The sequence below is a fragment of the Geodermatophilus tzadiensis genome, assembly GCF_003002915.1.
In the GTDB taxonomy this organism is placed as follows: domain Bacteria; phylum Actinomycetota; class Actinomycetes; order Mycobacteriales; family Geodermatophilaceae; genus Geodermatophilus; species Geodermatophilus tzadiensis.
Map to the genome: position 1 here is coordinate 213,698 of NZ_PVTG01000002.1, position 20,335 is coordinate 234,032.

The following is a 20,335-nucleotide window of genomic DNA, read 5'->3' on the forward strand; positions in this document are numbered from 1 at the left end:
GGCGCCGCGGACGGCGCGTGGCTCAGCAGCCCGGACAGGCGGCGGTGCAGACGCGCAGCAGGTCGACGTGGATGCGTCCCACCAGGAGCACCGTCGCCGCCGTCACGGGGGTTATGTCTACCAGATCGATCGGGATTGGCAGAACCGGGGCCCGGAGTGGCCCCGGTCACCCACCGGCGCGGCTCAGCCGACGACGAGGTGGGTGACCAGGTAGGCCAGCGCGGCGACGGCACCCGCGGCCGGCAGGGTCACCACCCAGGCGACGACGATGTTGCCGGCCACGCCCCAGCGCACCGCCGACAGCCGCCGGGTGGACCCGACGCCCATGATCGACGTCGTCGTGATGTGCGTGGTGGAGACCGGGACCGCGAACACCGTGGCGGTGGTGACCATGACGCCGGAGGCGACCGTCTGGGCGGCGAACCCGCCGGCCGGGGTCAGCTGGATGATCCGCCGGCCCAGTGTGCGCATGATGCGGAACCCGCCGGCGTAGGTGCCCGCGCTGATCGCCAGGGCCGCGGCGAGCACCACCCACAGCGGCACCTCGAAGGTGTCGATCTCGCCGGCGGTGAACAGCGCGAGCGTGATGATGCCCATCGTCTTCTGCGCGTCCTGCAGCCCGTGACCGAGGGCCATGGTCGCCGAGCTGGCGATCTGCGCGTAGCGGAAGCCGCGGTTGGCGCGGGTGACGTTGGCCGAGCGGAAGGTCCAGAGGATGAGCAGCATGAACAGGTAGCCCAGCGCGAAGCCGACCAGCGGCGAGAGCACCATCGGGACGACGACCTTGTCGACGACGCCGCCCCACTGCACGGTGTGGGCCGCCGCCAGCGCCGCGCCCACCAGTCCGCCGATCAGCGCGTGCGACGACGACGAGGGCAACCCGAAGTACCAGGTGATCAGGTTCCAGGTGATCGCCCCGATGAGCGCGGCGAAGACGATCTCCAGGCCGCCGCCGCCCTCGGGCGGGTCGATGATCCCGGCGCCGACGGTCTTGGCCACCTCGGTCGACAGCAGCGCACCGACCAGGTTCATCACCGCCGCCAGGGCCAGGGCGACGCGCGGCGTGAGCGCCTTGGTCGAGACGGCGACGGCGATGGCGTTGGCGGCGTCGTGGAAGCCGTTGGTGTAGTCGAAGGCCAGTGCGACGGCGACGATGACGACCAGCGCGACGAAGGCCGCGTCCATGCCGGGTCAGGACTCCTTGACCGAGATCGTCTCGACCACGTTGGCCACGTGCTCGAAGGCGTCGGCGGCCTCCTCGAGCTGGTCGGCCACCTCCTTGAGCTTGAGGATCTCCAGTGCGTCGAACTCGCCGCTGTAGAGACGCGAGAGCAGCCGCCGGTAGAGCTTGTCGGCCTCGTTCTCGATGCGGTTGACCTCGATCCAGTACTCGGAGAGGTCCTTGAGGGTGCGCAGCCGGGGCATCGCCTCGGCGGTGGTCTGCGCGGCGCGCTGCAGCAGGGCCGTCTGCTGGCTCATCTCGGCCGGCAGGGTGCCCAGGCCGGTGAGGACCACCAGGTCGGCCGCGGCCTCGACGAAGTCCATGACGTCGTCGAGGTCGCTGGCCAGGTTGTAGATGTCCTCCCGGTCGAACGGCGTCACGAAGCTGGAGTTCAGCTGCCGGAAGATCGCGTGCGTGGACTGGTCGCCGACGTGCTCGAGCTCCCGCAGCCGCGCCGCCAGCTCGTCGCGCCGGGCGTGGTCGTGGATGAACTCGCTCAGGACGTCGGTGGCGGTCACCAGGTTCTCCGCCGAGGCGGTGAACAGCGGGTAGAAGCTCTGGTCCTTGGGGGTCAGGCTGAAGGGCACACGAGGCTCCGGGTCGGCTGGCTGGGTGCGGTCGCCCACCGCCGGGGCGGTCGTGCGTCCGTCGAGCAGCGTAGGTACCCCTTCACCGGTGGTTCAGCTCCCGGTTCCCCGTGCGGGCTCCGGTGCCCGTCGCGCCCGCCGCCGCACCGAGCGCCTCGACGAGGTCGGCGCGGGCGCGCGCCACCCGGGAGCGGATGGTCCCCACCGGGCAGCCGGCCACCTCGGCGGCCTCCGCGTAGGACAGCCCCAGCAGCTGGGTGAGCGCGAAGGCCTCGCGGCGCTCGGGGTCCAGCCGGGCGAGCAGGTCGGTGACGGCGGCGCCCTCGCCCACCCGGTCGGCGCCGTCGGCGCGGCCCAGGGCCTCCAGGTCGGCGTCGTCCCGGACCAGGGTCAGCCGGCGCCGGCGGCGCGACCGGACGGCGTCGGCGCACACCCGCCGGGCGATGGACAGCAGCCAGGTGCGCAGCGAGGAGCGGCCCGCGAAGCGGTGCAGCGAGGCGAACGCCCGCGCGTACGTCTCCTGGGTGAGGTCGTCGGCCGACTGGCGGTCGCCGAGCGCGGCGCACAGCCGCCACACGTCGGACTGGGTGGCCCGGACGAGGGTGGCGGCGGCCAGCGGGTCGCCGTCGACGGCCGCCGCCGCGGCGCGTTCCAGCTCGTCCACGTCACCCCTCCGTCGCACGAGTCCATCCGGTCGGGAACCGGACGGCCCTCCGCGACGACTACTGCTGTATGCAGTGTGCACCGTTCCGCGAAGCGGCCTCGGCGCGACTCGACGGCGAGCCGCTGGGCATCCCCGCCGCCGACCTCGACCGGCACCTGGCCGCGTGCCCCGACTGCGCCGGCTGGGCGGCCGCCGCCGGGCAGGTCACCCGCCGGGCGCGGCTGGCGGCGGCGCCGGAGGTGCCCGATCTCACAGCTGCCGTGCTGGCCGCCCTGCCGCGCTCGCTCCCGGGCGCGGCCGCCGCCGCGCGCGCCCGGCTGGTCCGGACGGCGCTGCGGCTGGCGCTGCTGGCCGCGGCCGTCGCGCAGGCGGGGCTGGCGCTGCCCTCGCTGGTCACCGGCACCGCGGCGATGAGCGCCCCGGTGCACGTGGCGCACGAGACCGGCGCCTGGAACCTCGCCGCCGCGGCCGCCTTCCTCGCCGTCGCCGCCGCACCGCGGCTGGCTGCCGGCGCGCTGCCGTTCCTCGCCACGTTCACCGTGCTGCTCACCGTCACCACCGTCCGCGACCTGCAGGCCGGGCACGTGCACGCCGACCGCGCCGCCGCCCACCTCCTGCTGCTGGCCGGGGTGCTGCTCATCGCGGCCGTCGCCTGGCGGCAGCGCCCCCGCCGCCGGACCTCCGCGGTGCTCGGCGGCGAGCGGGTGGTCGCGTGACCGCCCTCGCCGTGCGGCGCCGTCCCGCGCTGCTGCTGCTCGTGCTGCTGGCCGGCTGGTTGGCGCTCGGCGTGGCGACCGCGGGCCCCGCCGCCGCGCACGCCGAGCTGGTGTCCACCGACCCGGGGGAGGGCGCGCGGCTCGACGCGGTGCCCGGCCAGGTCACCCTGCGGTTCACCGAGGGCGTGTCGCTGGGCGCGGGCTACGCGCGCGTGCTCGGCGCGGGCGGCGAGCGGGTGGACACCGGGGCGCCCCGCGTGGACGGCGACACGGTCACCGTGCCCCTGCGCGGCGACCTGCCCGACACCAGCTACGTGGTCACCTACCGGATCGTCTCGGCCGACTCGCACCCGGTCAGCGGCGCCTTCGCGTTCGTCGTCGGCGACGGCGAGCTGGCCGACGCGGGCGCCGTCGCCGGGGACCCCGCCGTCGACCCGGTGGTGGCCGTGGCGCTGCCGGCGGCGCGCACCCTCGGGTTCGCCGGGCTGGCCGTCGGCCTGGGCGTCCCGGCGTTCCTGGCGCTGTGCTGGCCGGCCGGGTGGGCCTCGACGCGCGTGCGCCGGCTGACCACCGCCGGCCTGGGTGCCGTCGCCGCCGGCGCGGTGCTCACCTTCCTCCTCCAGGGTCCCTACGCCGACGGCGCCGGGCTCGGCTCGGTGCTCGACCCGGCGCTGCTGGCCGCCACCGGCTCCTCCTCGTTCGGGCTGACCACGCTCGGCCGCGGGCTGCTGGCCCTGCTGCTGGCCGGCCTGCTCGTGCCGCTGTGGCACCGGGCGGCGCCGCCGCAGCCGCAGGAGGCGGCCGGCCTGGCCGTGGTGGCCGGCGGGGTCGTGCTCACCACCGCCGCCGTCGGCCACCCGGTCGCCGGGGCCCTGCCGGTGTTCGCCACCGCCGTCACCGCCGTGCACGTCGCGGCCATGGCCCTGTGGCTGGGCGGGCTGGCCGCGCTGATGGCCGGCCTGGTCCGGCCCGGCGCCGACGCCGGCGAGCTGGCCGGCGCGCTGCCGCGCTGGTCGCGGGTCGCCTCGGGGGCGGTGGCCGCGCTCGTGGTCACCGGCGTCGTCCAGTCGGTGCGCGAGGTCGGCTCGCCGGCGGCCCTGGTGTCGACGACGTACGGCTGGCTGCTGCTGGCCAAGCTCGCGCTGGTGCTGCTCCTGCTGGCCGCCGCCGGGGTCTCCCGCGTGTGGGTGCAGCAGCACCTCGGCGTCGCCCGGCCGCGCCCCGGCGGACGCCGCCGGGTGACCGCGCACGCGTTCGCCGCGACCGCCCCGGGCGACGGCCCCGGGAGCGAGGACGGGAGCGCCGTGGCCGCGGCCCGGGAGCGGGCGGCCGTCCAGGCGCGCGGCGCGGTGGAGGACGTCGCGCCGCTGCGCCGCTCGGTGCTGGTGGAGGCCGCCGTCGCCGCCGTCGTCCTGGCGCTGTCGGCGGTGCTGGTCGGCACGCCGCCTGCGCGGGCGACGCTGGCCGAGCCGGTCGACGTCACACTCCCGCTGCAGTCGGCGGCGGGGGAGTCCGGCAGCGTCCAGCTCTCGGTCGACCCCGCCCGGCCCGGCGCCAACACGCTGCACCTGTACCTCTTCGACGACGCCGGCCGCCTCGCCCAGCCCGAGGACCTGCGGGTGACGCTCACCGAGGCCGAGCAGGAGATCGGCCCGCTCGAGGTCGACCTCGAGCCCGCCGGCCCCGGCCACTGGGTGGCCGACGGGATGAGCATCCCGGGCGCCGGCACCTGGACCCTCGCGGTCAGCGTCCGCCTGGACGAGTTCACCGCGACCACCGCCAGCACCGACTTCCCGGTGCGCTGAGAGAAGGAGAACCGTGTCCCTCACCGTCCTGCGACCGCTGGCCCGCGCCGGCGTCGTCCTGGCCGCCGTGCTCGCCGCCCTGGTCGCGTCCGTCGTGGTCGCGAGCAGCGCGTCGGCGCACGTGACGGTCTCGTCGGCCGACGCGGCCGCCGGCGGCTACGGGAAGCTGGTCTTCCGGGTGCCCAACGAGAGCGACACCGCCAGCACCGTCGCGCTGCGCATCTCGATCCCCCCGGACGCCGCGATGGCCTCGGTGCAGACCCAGCCGCTGCCCGGCTGGACGGTGTCGACGACCTCGGCGACGCTCGACGAGCCGGTGACCGTGCACGGGCAGGAGATCACCGACCACGTGTCGGTGGTGGAGTTCCGCGCCGACGCCGGCGGCGGCATCGCGCCAGGCCAGTTCCAGGAGTTCGCGCTCTCGGGCGGCCCCTTCCCCGACGCCGACCGGCTGAGCTACCCCGTGGTGCAGACCTACAGCGACGGCACGGAGTCGGCCTGGATCGAGCCGACCGTCGACGGCGAGGCCGAGCCGGAGAGCCCCGCCCCGGTGCTGTCGCTGACCGCCGCGGCCGACGGCGCCACGGCCACCGCGACGGGCACCGCCACGGACACCGCCGCGGCCGACGGGCACGGACACGGCGGCGAGACCAGCAACGAGCCGGCCGGCCTGGCGCTGTTCCTGTCCCTGCTGGCCCTGGCCGTGGGCCTCGCGGGCGTCGTCCTCGGCTACCGCGCCGGCCGACGTACCGTGTCCTCGTGACCGCTCCCGCGCGCGGCCGGCTCGCCGCGCTGCTCCTCTCCGCCGGACTGGTCCTGTCCGCCTGCGGCTCCGGCGAGGACACCGCCGCGGCCGACGAGGGGCACGACCACTCCGGCGGGGCGGCCGCCTCCCTGGAGGGGCCCGGCGACGAGTACGCCGGCATCGACCTGCGCGATCCCTACCAGCGGCCGTCGTTCACCCTCACCGACACGACCGGGGCGAGCTACGACTTCGCCGCGGCGACGGCGGGGCGGCCGACGCTGCTGTTCTTCGGCTACACCGACTGCCCCGACATCTGCCCGACGACGATGGCCGACGTCGCGCTCGCGCTGCGCGACGTCGACCCGGCGCTGGCCGGGCAGGTGCAGGTGGTCTTCGTCACCACCGACCCCGCCACCGACACCCCCGAGGTGCTCGCCGAGTACCTCGACCGGTTCGACGCCGACCTGCCCACGCAGTTCGTCGGGCTGACCGGGCCCCAGGACGTCATCGACCAGGCCCAGCTCTCCGCCGGGGTCCCGCTGGCCGAGGACGCCGGGCGGCTGCACAGCTCGCTGCTGCTGCTCTACGGGGCCGACGACCAGGCGCACGTCGCGTTCGACGCGGGCAACACCGCGCGGGACATCGCCGGCGACCTGGACGCGGTCGCCGGCGCCGCCTGACCGTGGGCGCCGGGGCCGCGCGGCTGCTCGTCGTCCTCCTCGGGGTGCTGGCCTGGCTGGCGCTCGCGGGGCCGGCCGCGGCGCACGTCGGCGGCGGAGCGGCCGGCAGCGACTTCGACGGCCGGGTGACCGCCGTGCAGCCGGCCGTGCCCGGCGTCAGCGTGCGGGTGCTGCAGTTCGGCGACGAGCTCGAGCTGGTCAACACCACGGCCACCGAGGTGACCGTGCCCGGCTACTCCGACGAGCCCTACCTGCGGATCGGCCCGGACGGCGTCTGGCGCAACGAGCACAGCCCGGCCACCTACATCAACCTCGACCGCTTCGGCCGGGTCACCCTCCCCGCCGGTGCCGACCCCGCGGCCGAGCCCGAGTGGGTGCAGGTGTCCACCGAGCCGCAGTACGTGTGGCACGACCACCGCACCCACTGGATGAGCGAGAGCCAGCTGCCGCCGGCGGTCGCGGCCGACCCGACGCGGGGACACACCGTCTTCGAGTGGACCGTGCCGATGGCCCACGGGACGACGCCGGTGACCGTGCGGGGCGTGCTCACCTGGAGCCCGCCGCCGGCGCCCGCGCTCACCTGGACGCTGCACCTCGCGCTGTTCGCCGCCGTCGCCGCCACCGGCCTGCTGGCGCGCACGCCGCGGGCGCTGGCGGTGGCGCTGGCCGTCGGCGGGACCGCGGCGCTGTGGCACGCCGCGAGCACACCCGAGCCGCCGGCCACGGTCTCCTCGCACGCGGCGGCACTGGTGTCGGCGCTGCTGCCGGCGGCGACCGCGGCCGCGGTCGCGGCGGCGGGCGTCGTCGCCGCCCGCCGCGGCCGGGGGGTCGTGGCCGGCCTGCTCGCGGTCGTCCTGGGCTGGCTGCTGCTGGTGCAGGGCCTGCCCGACGTCGACGTGCTGTGGAGCGCCCACGTGCTCAGCGGCGGGCCGGCCCCGGCGGCCCGCCTGGCCGTCGGCGTCCTGGTGGCCGGGGGAGCGGGCCTGGTCGTCGGCGGGCTGGCCGCGGCGCGCCGCTTCCGCGACCCCGAGCGCGCCCGGCCGACCCCCGAGCCCCTGCCCGTCTCCTAGTCAGTCGGTGCCGTTGGGCACCGTGTGCAGGCGCGGGGCGCCGGCCAGCAGGGCGTTGGCCCGGTCGAGGTCGGCCTCGAAGTCGACCTCGACGGCGGTCCACCGGGAGATGTCCAGCGGCCGGAACCGCAGGCCGGCGTCGGCGATCGCCGTCTCCATGCCGCGCTCGAAGTAGTCCTGGTCGCCGCAGGCCTCGAGGTGCTCGACGAGGACGGCCTTGTCCTCCGACGAGACGTAGTTGATGCCCACCGCCTCGCCGAGGCCGCCGGTCACCGTCTTGGACAGCCCGGCGACGTAGCCGTCGGCGTCGAGGGTGTACTTGACCTCCTCGTCGGCGACGGTGGAGGTGTCCACGCAGACGAAGCTCTCGTCGGCGGCCAGCGCGGGCAGCACCGACTCGAGCACGGCGGCGTCGAAGACCACGTCGCCGTTGAGCCACAGCACCCCGCCCGCGCGCGTCGTCCGCAGACCGCGCAGCAGGCTCTTGGAGGTGTTGGTCCGCGCGAAGTGCGGGTTGTAGGCGAAGCGCAGGTCGGGCGCGGCCTGCATGAGCAGCTCGCACTGGAAGCCGACCACGGCGGTGACGTCGACGTCGGGGCCGAGCACCTCCGCCAGGGTGTCGAGCTGGCGGTGCAGGATGCTGCGGCCGTCGAGCAGCGGGGTCAGCGGCTTGGGCAGCGGGCGGCCCAGGCGGGTGCCCATGCCGGCGGCCAGGACGACGACCTGCACGGGGAGCGGCTGTCGGCGAGCGGCCTTGCGGCCGGCTGTCCGGGTCTGCAGCCCGGTGGTCGACACGAGGTCAGCGATGCGCACGAGAGTCCCCTCCTCGGGTGGTGGCGACCGCGTCGGCGGAGGATCCGCCGGGCGGGAAGAACAGGTCGAGGACACGCTCGGTGGCGTGCCCGTCCTCCAGGGAGGTGTAGGTCTCCCGGAAGTCGCGGTAGCGGTCGGCGTGCGCGGCGGTGACGCCGTCGAGGTCGGCGATCGCGTCGAGCAGCTCGCCGCTGGTCGTCAGCAGCGGCCCGGGGGCGATCTCCTCGAGGTCGACGTAGAAGCCGCGCAGCCGGTCGCGGTAGTCGGCGAGGTCGTAGGGGAAGAGCAGGATCGGCTTCCCGGTGACCGCGAAGTCGAACATCGTCGAGGAGTAGTCGGTGACCAGCAGGTCGGCGGCCAGGTACAGGTCGCGGATGTCCGGGTAGGACGAGACGTCGCGCACCGGCAGGCCCTCGATCGACTCCAGCCGGTCGGAGACCATGTTGTGCAGCCGCAGCAGGAGCACGTGGTCCCCGCCGAGCCGGTCGGTGAAGTCGGCGAGGTCCACCGGGAACTCGAAGTCGCGCTCGCCGCTGCCCTCGAAGACCAGGTCGTCGCGCCAGGTGGGGGTGTAGAGGACCACCCGGGCGCCCTCGTCGATGCCCAGCCCCGAGCGCACCCGTGCCCGCACCTCGTCCCGCTGCGGGCTGGAGAGCAGGTCGTTGCGGGGGTAGCCGGTCTCGTGCACCGGCCCGCGGAAGCCGAAGGCCTGCCGGAACCGGCCGGTGCTGTACGGGTTGGGCGAGAGCATCGCGTCCCAGCGGGCGATGTCGTGTTCGAGGTAGGCCAGCCGGCCCTCGGGCGCCCACAGCACGTCGTTGTGGATGCGCTTGAGCGGCGTGCCGTGCCAGGTCTGCAGGTAGAGGGCGTCGGGACGCTTCTCCCAGTCCAGCGGCACGTGGTCGTTGGAGACGACGACGTCGGCGGCCTCGAGCGCCGCGGTGCTCTCCGGGCTGCCGAAGTGGATCGTCTCGACGCCGGCCGGGAACGCGCCCTCGGCCGCGGCGGAGGACAGCCAGGTGTGCTGCACGTCGTCGCCGCGGGCGACGAGCGCCTCGTAGATCGCGCGCGGGCTGTCGGAGAACAGGCCGCGGAAGCTGGTGTAGACGATCCTCATCGACCACCTCCGGTCAGGACGGGCAGCAGCAGGTCGGCGAGCTCCTGCCAGGACGAGACGACGGTCAGCACGCCGGCCTCGCGCAGGGCGGCCGCGCGGTCGGCGCGCTCCGCCTCCTGGACGAAGAGCAGGTTGCCCACGGTCGGGCAGCCGGCGCGCACCGCCGAGAGGGCGCCGGGCACGGAGTCCTCGACGGCGAGCCCCTCCGCCGGCGCGATGCCCAGGGTCTCACAGGCGTGCAGGTACACGGCCGGGTCGGGCTTGCTGGTCGGCGCCGGGAGCGAGTCCTCGGCGCTGAAGCGGGCCGCCGGCGGGATCAGCTCGTCCAGGCCGGTGGCGGTGAAGCAGGCCGCCAGGCGGGCCAGGGCGCTGGAGCTGACCGCGGCCAGGCGCAGGTGCGGCGCCAGCGCGGCCAGGGCGGCGGAGGTGGGCCCGTGCGGGCGCAGGTGCTCGCCGAGGTACGCGGTCACCGCGCGCTTCTCCTCGGCCACCCACGGCTCGACGTCGACCTCCGGGCGGCCGGCCTCGGCGGCCAGCCGCCGCGACGTCGTCCGGAAGTTCATGCCGGTGGTGGCCAGGCGCAGCTCCTCCGGCGTGAAGCGCCGGTCGTCGCCGAGCTCGGCCAGCAAGCGGTTGGTGACCTCGGCGGAGGCGACGAAGGCGGGCTCCTCGGAGGGGAAGAGGTTGCCGTCGGCGTCGCAGAGCAGCGCGGTCAGGCCCGCGACGACGTCGCGGGGGAGTGCCGCCGCGCCGGTGACGGCCGCGCTCACCGGGCGTCCAGGGGCAGGGCGGGGGCCAGCGGGACGGCGGGGCGCGCGGCCACGGTGGCGGCCACGGCGGACGCGACGGTCGCCCGGAGGCCGTCGCGCGCCATCCGGCGCAGCACGCCCTCGAGCTCGTCGGCGAAGCCCGGGACGGTGCCGAGGTCGCCGAAGACGGAGGTGTCGGAGAGCAGCGGGCGCGGGTCGGTGCCGCCGGCCAGCGCGAGCGCCTGCAGCGTCGGGCCGCGGTCGTCCTCGACGGGCAGCGGCCGGCCGAGGTCGTCGGCCCGCTGCAGGTAGCGCACCCAGCCCGCCACGGCGAGGGTCAGCAGCGCGTGCGGCCGCCCCTCGGCCAGCGCCTGGCGCAGCGAGGGCAGCAGGTGGTGGGGCAGCTTGGTGGAGCCGCGGCGGCACAGCCGGGACAGCCGGTCGGCGATCGCCGGGTTGGCGAAGCGCTGCATCAGCGTGGCCTTGTACTCGTCGAGGTCGATGCCCTCGGGGCAGGGGATGAGCGGGGTGACCTCGTCGTCCATGAGCACGGTGGCGTAGCCGGCGAACACCGGGTCGGCGACGAGCTCGTCGATGCGCTCGTGGCCGGCCAGCGTGCCCAGGTAGCCCAGGGCGGAGTGGGTGGCGTTGAGCAGCCGGGTCTTCATCAGCTCGTGCTCGGTGACGTCGCGGACGAACCGCACGCCCACCCGGTCCAGTGGCGGCCGGCCGTGGCAGAAGGTGTCCTCGATGACCCACTGGGAGAACGGCTCGGTGACGACCGGCCAGCGGTCGTCGACGCCGTGCCGCTCCGCTACGGCCGCGCGCTCCTCGGGCGTCGTCTGCGGGGTGATCCGGTCGACCATGCTGCTCGGGAAGGCGACCCGGTCGGCGATCCAGCGGGCGAGCACCTCGTCGCGCCCGGCCGCGAACCCGACGACGGCGGCGCGGGTCGCGTCGCCGTTGCGGTGCAGGTTGTCGCAGGAGACGACGGTGAACGGCGGGGTGCCGGCGCGCCGGCGGCGGTCGAGCGCCTCGACGAGGAAGCCGAACACGGTGCGCGGCGCGTCGGGGCGGTCGAGGTCGTGCCGGACGTCGTCGTCGGGGGTGAAGGCGCCGGTGGAGGGGTCGAGCAGGTAGCCCGCGCCGGTGATGGTCATGGTGACCAGGCGGGTGCGCGGGTCGGCGAGCCGGTCGAGCACCGCGGTGGGGTCGTCGGGGGCGAACAGGTAGTCGGTGAGCACGCCGACCACGCGGGCGCGCTCGCCGTCGGGGCTGCGCTCGACGACGGTGTAGAGGTTGTCCTGCGGCGCGAGGGCCTCCTGCAGGAGGCGGTGCCGCAGGCCGACGCCGACCACGCCCCACCCGGTGGAGATCCGCCGCTCGGCGACCTCGTCGAAGTAGATGAGCTGGTGGGCGCGCGAGAAGCCGCCGACGCTCAGGTGGACGACGGCCGGCACCAGCGCCGACCGGTCGTACGTGGGGACCGTCAGCCGGGTGCCGTGCTGCCCGAGCGTCGCCGTCGTCAGCGGGCGGATGGAGACGACGGGGGCCACCGCCGCTGCCGCGGGGCCCCGTGCGGGGCGCTCGGGCTCTGCCATGAGGCATCGGTCCTTCCTGTCAGGGCCGGGGTGGCCGGAGCGCTGCACCCGTGGGGGAGCGCGTCCTGGGCCGCACCGGATGATCATGTGATCACGTGCGGGCTCCTGTGCGCACATCGGTCTCGTGTGCGCGGAGCGCCGGGTTCCGCGGTGGGCGGTCCACGGCCGGTCGGTGGCGTCCTGGGGGAGCGGACGGGTGCCCGCGTCCGGCGCACACCGGACCGGCGCGCGCTGTTCGACGCCGGGAGGACGAGCGTGCCCTACGACCCGGCCCCGCAAACACGGGGGCGGCGCGTCGTGATCGAGGACACACGGGCGTGTCCCCGGCGACGCGCCGCACAGATGGTCACGAAGCAATCACGATGTGTTTGGATGCGTGCGACCGAATCGGGACTCTGCGGAGTCCGCTTCCCACGAGACGGGCAGGTGCATGGGCAACCACCGGAGGTCCGCGGACGTCCTCGTCCGTCCCCCCAGCGGCTCCCACTGGGCGGTCCCCGCCCCCCGGACGCCGCAGTCCGGTCGTCCGGCCCCCGCCGCCCCCCGTGCCACGGCCGTCCCGACCGGCGTCGGTGGCTTCCCGGCGGTGCCCGCGCCGCGCGCCGCGGCGGACGCGGTCGCTGCCTGCCCCACCGACGTCCTGGTGGCCGACGTCCTCACCGGCACGCCGGCCGACGTCGAACTCGGCACCGCCCCCGGGATCGACCTCGGCACCGAGCTCGGCCCCGCTCCCGACCTCGGCACCGACCTCGCGGTGGTCCCGGTGACCCCCCGCCGGGCCGCCGGGCGTCCCGCCGCCCGTCGCCGCCCGTCCCTGCTGCTCGCGGCGCTGGTGGCCGGCGCGCTCGGTGCCGGCGTCCTCGGCCTGCACGGCACCCCCGACGCCGTGGCCGAGCCGACCTCCGTGCTCGACGCCCAGATGGAGCTGGCCACCGGGGACGAGGCGGTGGAGGTCATGCCGATGGCCTCCATCACCGAGGCCGCGGCCCAGGCCCGGCTGCAGGAGGTCGCGGCCTCCCGCGCCGAGCGGGCCGCTGCGGAGGCCGCCGCCGCCGAGGCCGCGGCGGAGGCGGCACGGCCGAAGTTCGTGCTCCCGGTGGCCGGAGCGCGCTTCACCAGCGGCTACGGCGGGCGGTGGGGCACCTTCCACTACGGCATCGACCTCGCCGCGCCCATGCGCACGCCGGAGGTGTCGGTGGCCGACGGCGTCATCGTCCGGGCCGGTGCGGCCAGCGGGTTCGGCCTGGCCGTCTACATCCTCCACGAGAACGGCGACGTCACCGTCTACGGCCACATGGACGAGATCCTCGTCGAGCCGGGCCAGTACGTGGAGGCTGGCGAGACCATCGCGCTGCTGGGCAACCGCGGCCAGTCGACCGGTCCGCACCTGCACTTCGAGGTGCACGAGGGCGGCATGAACGGCACGCGGATCGACCCCGTGCCGTGGCTGGCCGAGCGCGGCGTCGAGCTCTGAGGGGCGGCACGCCGGGACCCGGCCGCGGCGACCGGCGGGCGGCGAGGTAGAGTTCTCCCCGGCCCGAGCGAGACCGGCGGGCCGGGCACGGGGCTGTGGCGCAGCTGGTAGCGCACCACACTGGCAGTGTGGGGGTCAGGGGTTCGAGTCCCCTCAGCTCCACCCTGATGACCAGGCCGTTCTCCTTCGGGAGAGCGGCCTGAGTCGTCTCTGGTGCCAGCGTGGTGGCCACTGGTGCCGACCCGGGATCGGCTCAGTCCCACAGCGCTCGTCCCATCCGGTCCGCCGCATCGCGTCCCAGCGCCGGCATCACGTGGCGGTAGGTGTCCGTAGTCGTCCGCATCTGTGCGTGGCCGAGCACCTCCATGACGACTCGGGGGTGCACCCCCTCGGCCAGCAGCAGGGTCGCCGCGGTGTGCCGGCCGTCGTGCAGGCGCACCTCGCGCACGTCGGCCTCGCGGAGGAGGGCCTTCCGAGTGCGCCAGTCCGACTTGCGCTCGATCGGCCGACCGTTGGGCTGAGCGAAGACCAGGTCGTGGTCCTCCCAGAGCGGGCCCGCAAGCTTGCGCTCCTCGAGTTGAGCGGCGCGGTGGGCTCGTAGTGCCTCGACGAGGGGATCCGGTAGCGCCAGAGTGCGGCGGCTGCGGTCGGCCTTGGGTTCCTCGTAGACCGAGCCCTGCCCGCCGACGCGGTGCAGGCCGCGCCGGACGGTCAGCGCGCCGTTTCCAAGTCGACGTCTGCCCACCGCAGGCCGAGGGCTTCGGACTGCCGCAGTCCTACCGCCAGCGCAGCGGTCCACCGAGCCGCGTTGCGATGCGCTTGGGCGGCCGCGATCACCCTCCGGGCCTCGGTAGCGGCGAGCGGCAACGCCGTCTGCGGTCGCTTCACGCTGGGCGGATCCACCAGGGTGGCGACGTTGCGCGCGATCCTGCCGCGCTGGGTGGCGACACGGAGAGCGCGGGACGGCGGCCGAGACGACTCCCGGTGCCCGTCGTGGTGCCGCGGTGGCTGAACGTTCTCCAGGTCATCCGTGCCCGGTGGAGCGCAGGTGCCGCGCTGCGGCTACGGCTCTTGCCAAGAGAGAAGCGCTCCGCCACATTGGTTAGGCAACCAACCAGGAGGCCCACGTGGCAGCCAGGCGGGAGGCGATCGTGGCGGCAGCGCTCGACGTCATCCAGGAGGAGGGGCTCAGCGGCTTCACCCAGCCGCGGGTCGCCCGGCGTGCCGGGCTGCGACAGAGCCATCTCACGTACTACTTCCCCACGCGAGCCGACCTTCTGCTCGCCGTCGCCGACGAGGCGGTGCGCCGACGGATCGAGGCCCTGCGCAAGGCGGTGTCGGCCGAGGACCCGGCGATGAAGGTCACCGGCCTCGTAGACGTGCTCGTCGACCCCCGTCAGACGCGGATCCTGACGGCGCTCACACAGAGCGCCGACGCCGACCCGGGAGTACGCCGTGCCTTTTCGGCGCTGGGCGCCGGGATCGCTCCACTCGGTGCCGCGCTGATCACCTCCTTCGGCGCCGAGCCGACCGAGGCCTCACTCGCCCTGCTGCAGGCGACCTCCACCGGCATCGCCGTCCTCGCCCTGGCCACCGGCGCAGAGGCGGTACGCGACCGTGCTGAGCAGGTCCTCACCCAGCTGCTCACCAGCCTGCGCACCGAACGGGACTGCACCTGAACCCACCCCACCCACCGGAGAACTGACCCACGGGAGGCACCGGCATGAGCACGCACATCCCCCTCAGGGGCTCGACCGCCGGCCGGCAGTACGCCGGATGGGAACCACACGCCGTCGCGATGGAGGGACTGGGGAACCGGGTGCTGGCCGACCAGCGCGTCCCGGTCGCCGGCGGTGCCGAGCTGCATGCCGACGTCTACACCCCGAGCACACCGGGCCGCTATCCGGCCGTCGTCTCCTTCGGGGGGTACGCCACTGAGAAGGCCACGGCGGGCATCCCGGCCGGCTCGAACGAGATCGGCTCACCGCCGGTGTTCACCGACCGCGGCTACTGCCCCGTCATCGTCGAGCGCCGGGGGATGGGCCGCTCGACCGGCGAGCAGGTGATGTTCTTTGATCCGCAGGACGTCGACGACCACGAGGCGGTCATCGCCTGGGCGGCCGAGCAGCCGTGGTGCAACGGGGAGGTGGTGCTCTTCGGCACCTCCTACTACGCCGTGTCCCAGCTCAGCGTCGCCGCGCGCAAGCCTTCGGCGCTCAGGGCGCTGTTCTGCAACGAGGTCTCGACCGACCTGTGGCGCCACCTGGTCCACTTCGCCGGCGTGCCCGCCTGGTTCTTCGTCGCCGTCTGGATGGGCGCGAATTACACCCAGGAGAACTACGACCAGCGCCTGTCGCCGGACCGTCGCGCGCTCCTCAGCCAGGTCACCAACGGGCCGCTGCACCCGCTGCTCGAGCAGCTGGTGCACCGCCGGGTGTCGGGGATGTTCACGTCCTTCGAGACCGCCACACCCGTGGAGTTCATGCGCCGCATCTACGCGGCCTGGATGTTCGACGAGAAGACGCGCGCGCAGGCGACGATCCCCGAGGGCCCCACGGCCACGCTCGGCGACGTCGAGGTGCCCTTCACGGTCGTGCAGAACCTCGGCTACTTCAACCTGCACCAGTTCGGCTGCTACGACCTGGTCGCCAACGCGGGGACACCTGCCGACTCCCGGTGGCTCGTCCTCGCCCCGCCGGCCTACGACCTGCCGGTCTACTCCTGGCAGGGTGAGGCGCTGGCCTTCTTCGACCACGTCCTGCGGGGCACCGACAACGGCTACGCCGAGCAGCCGCATGTGCGCTACTGGGTCGAGGGCGCCGAGCGCTTCGACACCGCCACCACCTTCCCGCCCGCCGACGGGGAGGTCCGGCGTCTGCACCTCGGGCCCCCGGACGGAGATGCCGTCACCCACCGGCTGAGCCGGGAGGCGACGGCCGAGGGCTCCGGGTCCTGGGTCGCCGTCCCCCTGGGGTTGCCGCAGCTCGGCGGCCTGGACGACGTGGCCAACCAGGTCCTCGCCTTCGACCTGCCGGTCGAGGAGGACACCCGGCTCGCCGGTCCGGTCACCGCCCGACTCACCTACAGCTGCAACGAGATCGACTCCTACGTCGTGGCCCGACTGTCCCGGCTCGACGCTGCGGGAGAACGTCACCAGCTCTCCCTCGGCGCGATCCGTCCCGTGTCCCGCACCGAAGAGGAGGAACGCAGCACGCCACTGGAGATCGCCATCGACGCCGGCCGCCGCAAACCCCTCGTCCCGGACGAGCCGGTCGCCCTGCGCTTCAGCCTCACGCCCGGGCCGACGCTGCTGCGCCGCGGGGACACCCTGCGGCTCGAGCTCGCAAGCCGGATCGACCTGCTCCGCATGGACCCCCGCGAGGGCTACGCGCAGTTCGACATGCCCGTGCCGCCCTACCCCTGCCGCAACACCGTGCACTTCGGCGGTGACAGCTGGATCGAGGTCACCGAGGTGCCCCTCCCGGCGCCCTGATCCGGCGGCCGGTCACGGGCACGTGGCCATGCCCGGGCGGGCCTCGTCGACGTGCCCGAGCAGGGCCGGTCCACCCGGCGTGGGCACCCGGCTGGTGATCTCGCACCGGTCGCCGGGGGAGATCCACATCCGGGCTGCGGCCCATGCCACCGACATGCGCTGGCCGGTGCCGATGTGCGTTGGCCTCCGTTTGCGGATGGGTCTCAGGGCCGTCCCGCATCGGCCGGCGTCCCGGTCCGGAGCCTTGGCAGCACCTCGGCGGCGAAGAGCTCGTTGGAGACGGCCAGGACGTCCGGGTCGGCGTCCCGGGAGCCGGGGACCACGATGATCCGGTCGAGTCCCAGGTCGATCAGCTCACGGAGCCGGGTGGTGCAGTGCTCGGGGGAGCCCACGACGGTGAAGCGGTCGAGGAAGGCGTCGGGGAGCAGTGTCGCCTGGTCTGCCGTGGTGAGCCCGTGTGCCTCCTCGTCATAGGCCGCGCGCACCCGCTCCACCACCGCACGGTCGTCGTCCGGGACGACGTCGTGCGGACCTTCGCTGACGAAGTGCGCGAAGATCGCCGCGCTGCCGCGGACTAGGTCCCGCGCCACCGCGGTGTCCGGGTGGACGGCGACGTTGACGAAGGCCCCCAGCGACAGCGGAGCTCCTCGGTCCTCGACGGCGTGCCGAGCTTCGGCGATTGCCCACGCCACCCGCCGCGGATCGGCCCCCACGGTGAAGTCGACCCGTCCACAGCGGCGGGCTCCGATCGCGATGGTCGTGGGACCCGTCGCGGCCACCGACACCGGGACCTCATCCACGTGGAAGGGCTCGACCCACCCCATGCGGGCGGCGATACCGCGGGTGGCCACGGTGCGCCCGCCGATGAAGCCCTGCAGCTGGTCGAGCCCCCGTTCCAGTTGCCCCGTGGTGGCCGGGTGCAGGCCCAGCTGCCGGACTGCCGAGTCACCCCGGCCGAGGACGACCACGGCCCGCCCGTCGGACTCGATCTGCAGCGTCGCGAGGGCCGACGCGGTGACGGCCGGATGGCGGGTCACCGGGTTGGTGACAGCGGGACCGAGCCGCAAGCGCCGCGTCGACTGAGCGGCGAGGGCCAGCTCCACGTACGGATCGCCCACGAGGTTCTCGCTGTCGGCGAGCAAGAGACCGTCGAAACCCCAGGCCTCCGCCTGCACCGCCAGGGCGGTGGCCCGGCGCGGGACGGGGAACCCGTGCAGCCAGAACTCAGTGCTCATCAGGCGCCGCCGGCCCGGTGACCGGCTCCGGTGGCGGACGGGCGCTCCGGTCCCGGTCGCGGTTCCGTCGGGGACAGGGTCGTCCCACTCCTCGTCGCGGCACCTCCTCGGCGGATGGACACGACACCCCCACCTGGCACAGTCGATGCCGACGCGCGGCAACGTAGCGGTCGCCGGGTCCTCTGTCGACGATCCTGGCTCGTGACGAGACCGGCGGACGGTCGTGCAGCCGTCAGGAGCGCTCCGGATCGACGGCGCCTGGCAGTCGCACCCCAACCTGCCGGATGCGCCGCGACGGGGACGGCGGGCAGGGTCCCGAGGATCCCGCTCGTCCGGACCCGCGACCGGTACAGCAGTGCGGTCCGGACGAGCCGGTACCCGGTCGAACGACGGCGGACGCTGCAGCGCTGTGACCAGCGCAGACGGCATGACGGCGGACGATGGGCAACCCCCGAACGTGACCGGGGCCAGGAGGTCCCGCCTTCGCCCGATCTCATGTCACGGAGCCGCCGTCGCGGTACGTCGGTCAGGTGACGCGTCGTTCAAGAAGCCTGCGCGTGGTGCCACGACGGTGGCCAGAGTGCGGCGTTCAGGGTTGTTCGCGAGCGTCCGTCGCCGACCACACAGCGACCTGACCTGCATGGACGGACCTTGGTGGACCCCTCCGAGCATCCACCGGCCTCCCTGGCAGTGTGGGGGTCAGGGGTTCGAGTCCCCTCAGCTCCACCCTCATGACCAGGCCGTCCTCCTCCGGGAGGACGGCCTGAGTCGTCTCTGGTTGCGGTCGAGGTTGCCGTCGTCGCGCGCATCTGGCTGTGGCCCAGCAGGTCCTGCTCAGGAGCAGTGCGGGAGGCCCGGCTCCTGACCCCGATGATGGTCAGGCCGGCACCTGGCCGGCTCAGTACGGTGCGGGAGCCGCCCGAGGTGGTGGCGCGGCGGTGACGTCGGCCCCCGACCCGATGCCCTCGGTGTCCGGGGTGAGCGCTGCGACGACGTCCTCCTCGTCCTCGTGGGCGCGCCGGACGGCGGCGTCCAGCAGCCTGAGCTGGCGGTCCAGCGGCTCCTGCCGGTCCGGCGGTGCCACGCCCTGGAGGTCGGCCAGCGCCGCGCACAGCTTCCGGGTCACCTGTGGCTCCGACGCCCCGGCCAGGCGGATCTCGTCGAAGGCCAGCCGGACGTAGCCGTCCCAGCTGACGGTCCGCTCGGTCAGGCGCACCACGCCGTCCTCGTCGCGGTGTTCACCGCAGGGCAGGGGGCGGGCGGCCATCTGGCGCAGCAGGTCGTGCAGTCGGTGCAGCGCCTGGACCGCCGTCGTGGGGTCGTTGAACGGCTGTGCGATCGACCGCACGGCGATGTCGACGAGCTTGCGGAAGCCGTAGGCGAGGTCCTCGGTGTGCACGCGCTCCGGGCCGAGCAGGACGTGACGGGTGACGTCGGCGGCCCGGAGTCGACCGGCCGGGCGGCCGTCGGCGCTGGCCCCCGACCGGGTGTCCGGGTGCACCCGGAGGAGCGGCGCGCCGCCGACGACGAAGTCCCCGACGACGGGGACCAGTTCCAGCACGCAGTCCGCCTGCCGGGCCGCTGCGACCAGCGCCGGCCGGTCGACGCGGACCACGTTGCCGGGCTGCGCGGCGACCATCTCGTCCGCGCCGCCGGTGACGACGGGCAGCTCACCGTGCTGGCGGACGATGAACTCGCGGCTCCGGTCGCCGACGAGGTCGATCAGCCCCGCGACCCGCAGGCCCTGGGCGGCGTGGTGCACGAACAGGACGAGCACGACGATGCTGGCGAGCATCAGGACGTAGGACAACAGCATCGACAGCCCGGGCACGGTGCCGGTGTCGGAGCCGCGGATCTCGCGGAGGGTCAGCACCGCGACCAGGAACGTCGCGCCGAACAGCCCGATCGCCACCTGGCTGAACCGGTCGTTGAGCAGCGCCCCCACGATGCGGGGGGAGAACTGGCCCATCGCCAGCTGGACCGCGACCAGGGTGACCGTCAGGACGAGGCTGGTCAGCGACACCATGGCGGTGGCGAAGGAGGACAGGATCGTCTGGGCGTCGGACGGCGTCCCGGTCAGGCTCTGCGGGACGAGCCGGTAGCCCGCCGCCCGGTCCACGGCGAGCGTTCCGACGGCGAGGAGGGCGCCCGCGGCCAGGCAGCCGACCGGCAGCAGCCACAGGCTGGTGCGGACGAGGCGCTGGAGCCGCAGCCAACTCATGCGCTGGAGACCTGCGGGCCCGCCGCCTGGGTGGACGACTCGTACGCGGTCATGGTCTCCCTCCGAGTGGGCGGATGCGGACGTGCTCGACCCGGCGATTTCGCGGACCGCCCGGTCCTCCCAGGGAACCGAGGCAGACGGGA

The 20,335-nt window shown here is 74.6% G+C and carries 19 protein-coding genes and 1 tRNA gene; 9 read left to right on the forward strand and 11 right to left on the reverse strand.

Features of this window, described 5'->3' with window-relative positions; genetic code table 11:
* Positions 1-183: 183 nt before the first annotated feature.
* The 3 genes from LY71_RS04070 to LY71_RS04080 all read right to left on the reverse strand — a co-directional run bounded on the left by LY71_RS04070 (position 184) and on the right by LY71_RS04080 (position 2,473).
* A complete protein-coding gene (locus tag LY71_RS04070) occupies positions 184-1,185 on the reverse strand; it encodes an inorganic phosphate transporter (RefSeq protein ID WP_106275681.1) in 1,002 nt (333 codons plus the stop codon).
* A gap of 6 nt (positions 1,186-1,191) precedes the next feature.
* Positions 1,192-1,809 carry a DUF47 domain-containing protein gene (locus LY71_RS04075; protein ID WP_106275682.1) on the reverse strand — a complete coding sequence of 206 codons (618 nt, stop codon included), beginning with the start codon at positions 1,807-1,809 and terminating at the stop codon, positions 1,192-1,194.
* 82 nt (positions 1,810-1,891) lie between these two features.
* Entirely contained in the window at positions 1,892-2,473 is a 582-nt protein-coding gene (locus LY71_RS04080; RefSeq protein ID WP_106275683.1) for a sigma-70 family RNA polymerase sigma factor, read from the reverse strand.
* 68 nt (positions 2,474-2,541) lie between these two features.
* On the opposite strand from LY71_RS04080, the gene LY71_RS04085 reads away from it, so the two are divergent.
* The 5 genes from LY71_RS04085 to LY71_RS04105 are packed head-to-tail and all read left to right on the forward strand — an operon-like array spanning position 2,542 to position 7,489.
* Positions 2,542-3,189 (forward strand): zf-HC2 domain-containing protein, encoded by a 648-nt coding sequence (locus LY71_RS04085; protein ID WP_106275684.1) that lies wholly within the window; start codon positions 2,542-2,544, stop codon positions 3,187-3,189.
* Positions 3,186-4,994: a copper resistance CopC/CopD family protein gene (locus LY71_RS04090; protein ID WP_245887649.1), complete on the forward strand. Its 1,809-nt coding sequence runs from the start codon at positions 3,186-3,188 to the stop codon at positions 4,992-4,994. Before LY71_RS04085 ends, LY71_RS04090 begins: the two co-directional genes overlap by 4 nt.
* Positions 4,995-5,007: 13 nt before the next feature.
* The gene (locus LY71_RS04095) at positions 5,008-5,757 is read left to right on the forward strand and encodes a YcnI family protein (protein ID WP_106275685.1); all 750 of its coding nucleotides are present in this window, start codon (positions 5,008-5,010) and stop codon (positions 5,755-5,757) included.
* The gene (locus tag LY71_RS04100) at positions 5,754-6,419 is read left to right on the forward strand and encodes an SCO family protein (protein ID WP_106275686.1); all 666 of its coding nucleotides are present in this window, start codon (positions 5,754-5,756) and stop codon (positions 6,417-6,419) included. The genes LY71_RS04095 and LY71_RS04100 overlap by 4 nt, the downstream gene beginning before the upstream one ends.
* A gap of 2 nt (positions 6,420-6,421) precedes the next feature.
* Positions 6,422-7,489 (forward strand): hypothetical protein, encoded by a 1,068-nt coding sequence (locus LY71_RS04105; RefSeq protein WP_106275687.1) that lies wholly within the window; start codon positions 6,422-6,424, stop codon positions 7,487-7,489.
* On the opposite strand, the gene LY71_RS04110 is transcribed toward LY71_RS04105, so the two are convergent.
* Genes LY71_RS04110 through LY71_RS04125 form a run of 4 tightly spaced genes read right to left on the reverse strand, consistent with a single transcriptional unit; the run spans position 7,490 to position 11,769 of the window.
* The gene (locus LY71_RS04110; protein ID WP_245887650.1) at positions 7,490-8,302 is read right to left on the reverse strand and encodes a phosphocholine cytidylyltransferase family protein; all 813 of its coding nucleotides are present in this window, start codon (positions 8,300-8,302) and stop codon (positions 7,490-7,492) included.
* Entirely contained in the window at positions 8,289-9,419 is a 1,131-nt protein-coding gene (locus LY71_RS04115) for a CDP-glycerol glycerophosphotransferase family protein (RefSeq protein WP_106275688.1), read from the reverse strand. Before LY71_RS04115 ends, LY71_RS04110 begins: the two co-directional genes overlap by 14 nt.
* Positions 9,416-10,189, reverse strand: a complete 774-nt coding sequence (locus LY71_RS04120) for an HAD family hydrolase (RefSeq protein ID WP_106275689.1) — start codon at positions 10,187-10,189, stop codon at positions 9,416-9,418. The genes LY71_RS04115 and LY71_RS04120 overlap by 4 nt, the downstream gene beginning before the upstream one ends.
* Positions 10,186-11,769: a mannitol dehydrogenase family protein gene (locus LY71_RS04125; protein ID WP_106275690.1), complete on the reverse strand. Its 1,584-nt coding sequence runs from the start codon at positions 11,767-11,769 to the stop codon at positions 10,186-10,188. The genes LY71_RS04120 and LY71_RS04125 overlap by 4 nt, the downstream gene beginning before the upstream one ends.
* Positions 11,770-12,355: 586 nt before the next feature.
* On the opposite strand from LY71_RS04125, the gene LY71_RS04130 reads away from it, so the two are divergent.
* Both LY71_RS04130 and LY71_RS04135 read left to right on the forward strand, forming a co-directional pair.
* On the forward strand, positions 12,356-13,243 hold the full coding sequence (locus LY71_RS04130) for a M23 family metallopeptidase (protein WP_245887651.1): 888 nt from the start codon (positions 12,356-12,358) through the stop codon (positions 13,241-13,243).
* Between the two features lie 89 nt (positions 13,244-13,332).
* Positions 13,333-13,405: transfer RNA gene (locus tag LY71_RS04135), tRNA-Ala, on the forward strand.
* Between the two features lie 91 nt (positions 13,406-13,496).
* On the opposite strand, the gene LY71_RS04140 is transcribed toward LY71_RS04135, so the two are convergent.
* Complete coding sequence (locus tag LY71_RS04140; RefSeq protein WP_211297131.1) at positions 13,497-13,988, reverse strand: site-specific integrase; 492 nt, start codon at positions 13,986-13,988, stop codon at positions 13,497-13,499.
* 406 nt (positions 13,989-14,394) lie between these two features.
* Here LY71_RS04140 and LY71_RS04145 point away from each other — a divergent pair, with 406 nt between their 5' ends.
* Both LY71_RS04145 and LY71_RS04150 read left to right on the forward strand, forming a co-directional pair.
* Positions 14,395-14,922 carry a TetR/AcrR family transcriptional regulator gene (locus LY71_RS04145; RefSeq protein ID WP_170121207.1) on the forward strand — a complete coding sequence of 176 codons (528 nt, stop codon included), beginning with the start codon at positions 14,395-14,397 and terminating at the stop codon, positions 14,920-14,922.
* Between the two features lie 44 nt (positions 14,923-14,966).
* Positions 14,967-16,736, forward strand: a complete 1,770-nt coding sequence (locus LY71_RS04150) for a CocE/NonD family hydrolase (RefSeq protein ID WP_106275693.1) — start codon at positions 14,967-14,969, stop codon at positions 16,734-16,736.
* 12 nt (positions 16,737-16,748) lie between these two features.
* On the opposite strand, the gene LY71_RS23315 is transcribed toward LY71_RS04150, so the two are convergent.
* The 3 genes from LY71_RS23315 to LY71_RS04160 form a co-directional block, all read right to left on the reverse strand.
* A complete protein-coding gene (locus LY71_RS23315; protein ID WP_170121208.1) occupies positions 16,749-16,892 on the reverse strand; it encodes a hypothetical protein in 144 nt (47 codons plus the stop codon).
* A 47-nt stretch (positions 16,893-16,939) separates the two neighbouring features.
* Positions 16,940-17,971 (reverse strand): LLM class flavin-dependent oxidoreductase, encoded by a 1,032-nt coding sequence (locus LY71_RS04155; protein WP_170121209.1) that lies wholly within the window; start codon positions 17,969-17,971, stop codon positions 16,940-16,942.
* A gap of 898 nt (positions 17,972-18,869) precedes the next feature.
* Complete coding sequence (locus LY71_RS04160; protein ID WP_106275695.1) at positions 18,870-20,192, reverse strand: DUF2254 domain-containing protein; 1,323 nt, start codon at positions 20,190-20,192, stop codon at positions 18,870-18,872.
* Between the last annotated feature and the right edge of the window lie 143 nt (positions 20,193-20,335).

Excerpts from the sequence above, each read along its gene's own strand:
- LY71_RS04150 (WP_106275693.1), top strand. The coding sequence starts at position 14,967 with ATGAGCACGCACATCCCCCTCAGGGGCTCGACCGCCGGCCGGCAGTAC.
- LY71_RS04155 (WP_170121209.1), bottom strand. The coding sequence starts at position 17,971 with ATGAGCACTGAGTTCTGGCTGCACGGGTTCCCCGTCCCGCGCCGGGCC.
- LY71_RS04070 (WP_106275681.1), bottom strand. The coding sequence starts at position 1,185 with ATGGACGCGGCCTTCGTCGCGCTGGTCGTCATCGTCGCCGTCGCACTG.
- LY71_RS04115 (WP_106275688.1), bottom strand. The coding sequence starts at position 9,419 with ATGAGGATCGTCTACACCAGCTTCCGCGGCCTGTTCTCCGACAGCCCG.
- LY71_RS04085 (WP_106275684.1), top strand. The coding sequence starts at position 2,542 with ATGCAGTGTGCACCGTTCCGCGAAGCGGCCTCGGCGCGACTCGACGGC.
- LY71_RS23315 (WP_170121208.1), bottom strand. The coding sequence starts at position 16,892 with ATGTCGGTGGCATGGGCCGCAGCCCGGATGTGGATCTCCCCCGGCGAC.
- LY71_RS04125 (WP_106275690.1), bottom strand. The coding sequence starts at position 11,769 with ATGGCAGAGCCCGAGCGCCCCGCACGGGGCCCCGCGGCAGCGGCGGTG.
- LY71_RS04160 (WP_106275695.1), bottom strand. The coding sequence starts at position 20,192 with ATGAGTTGGCTGCGGCTCCAGCGCCTCGTCCGCACCAGCCTGTGGCTG.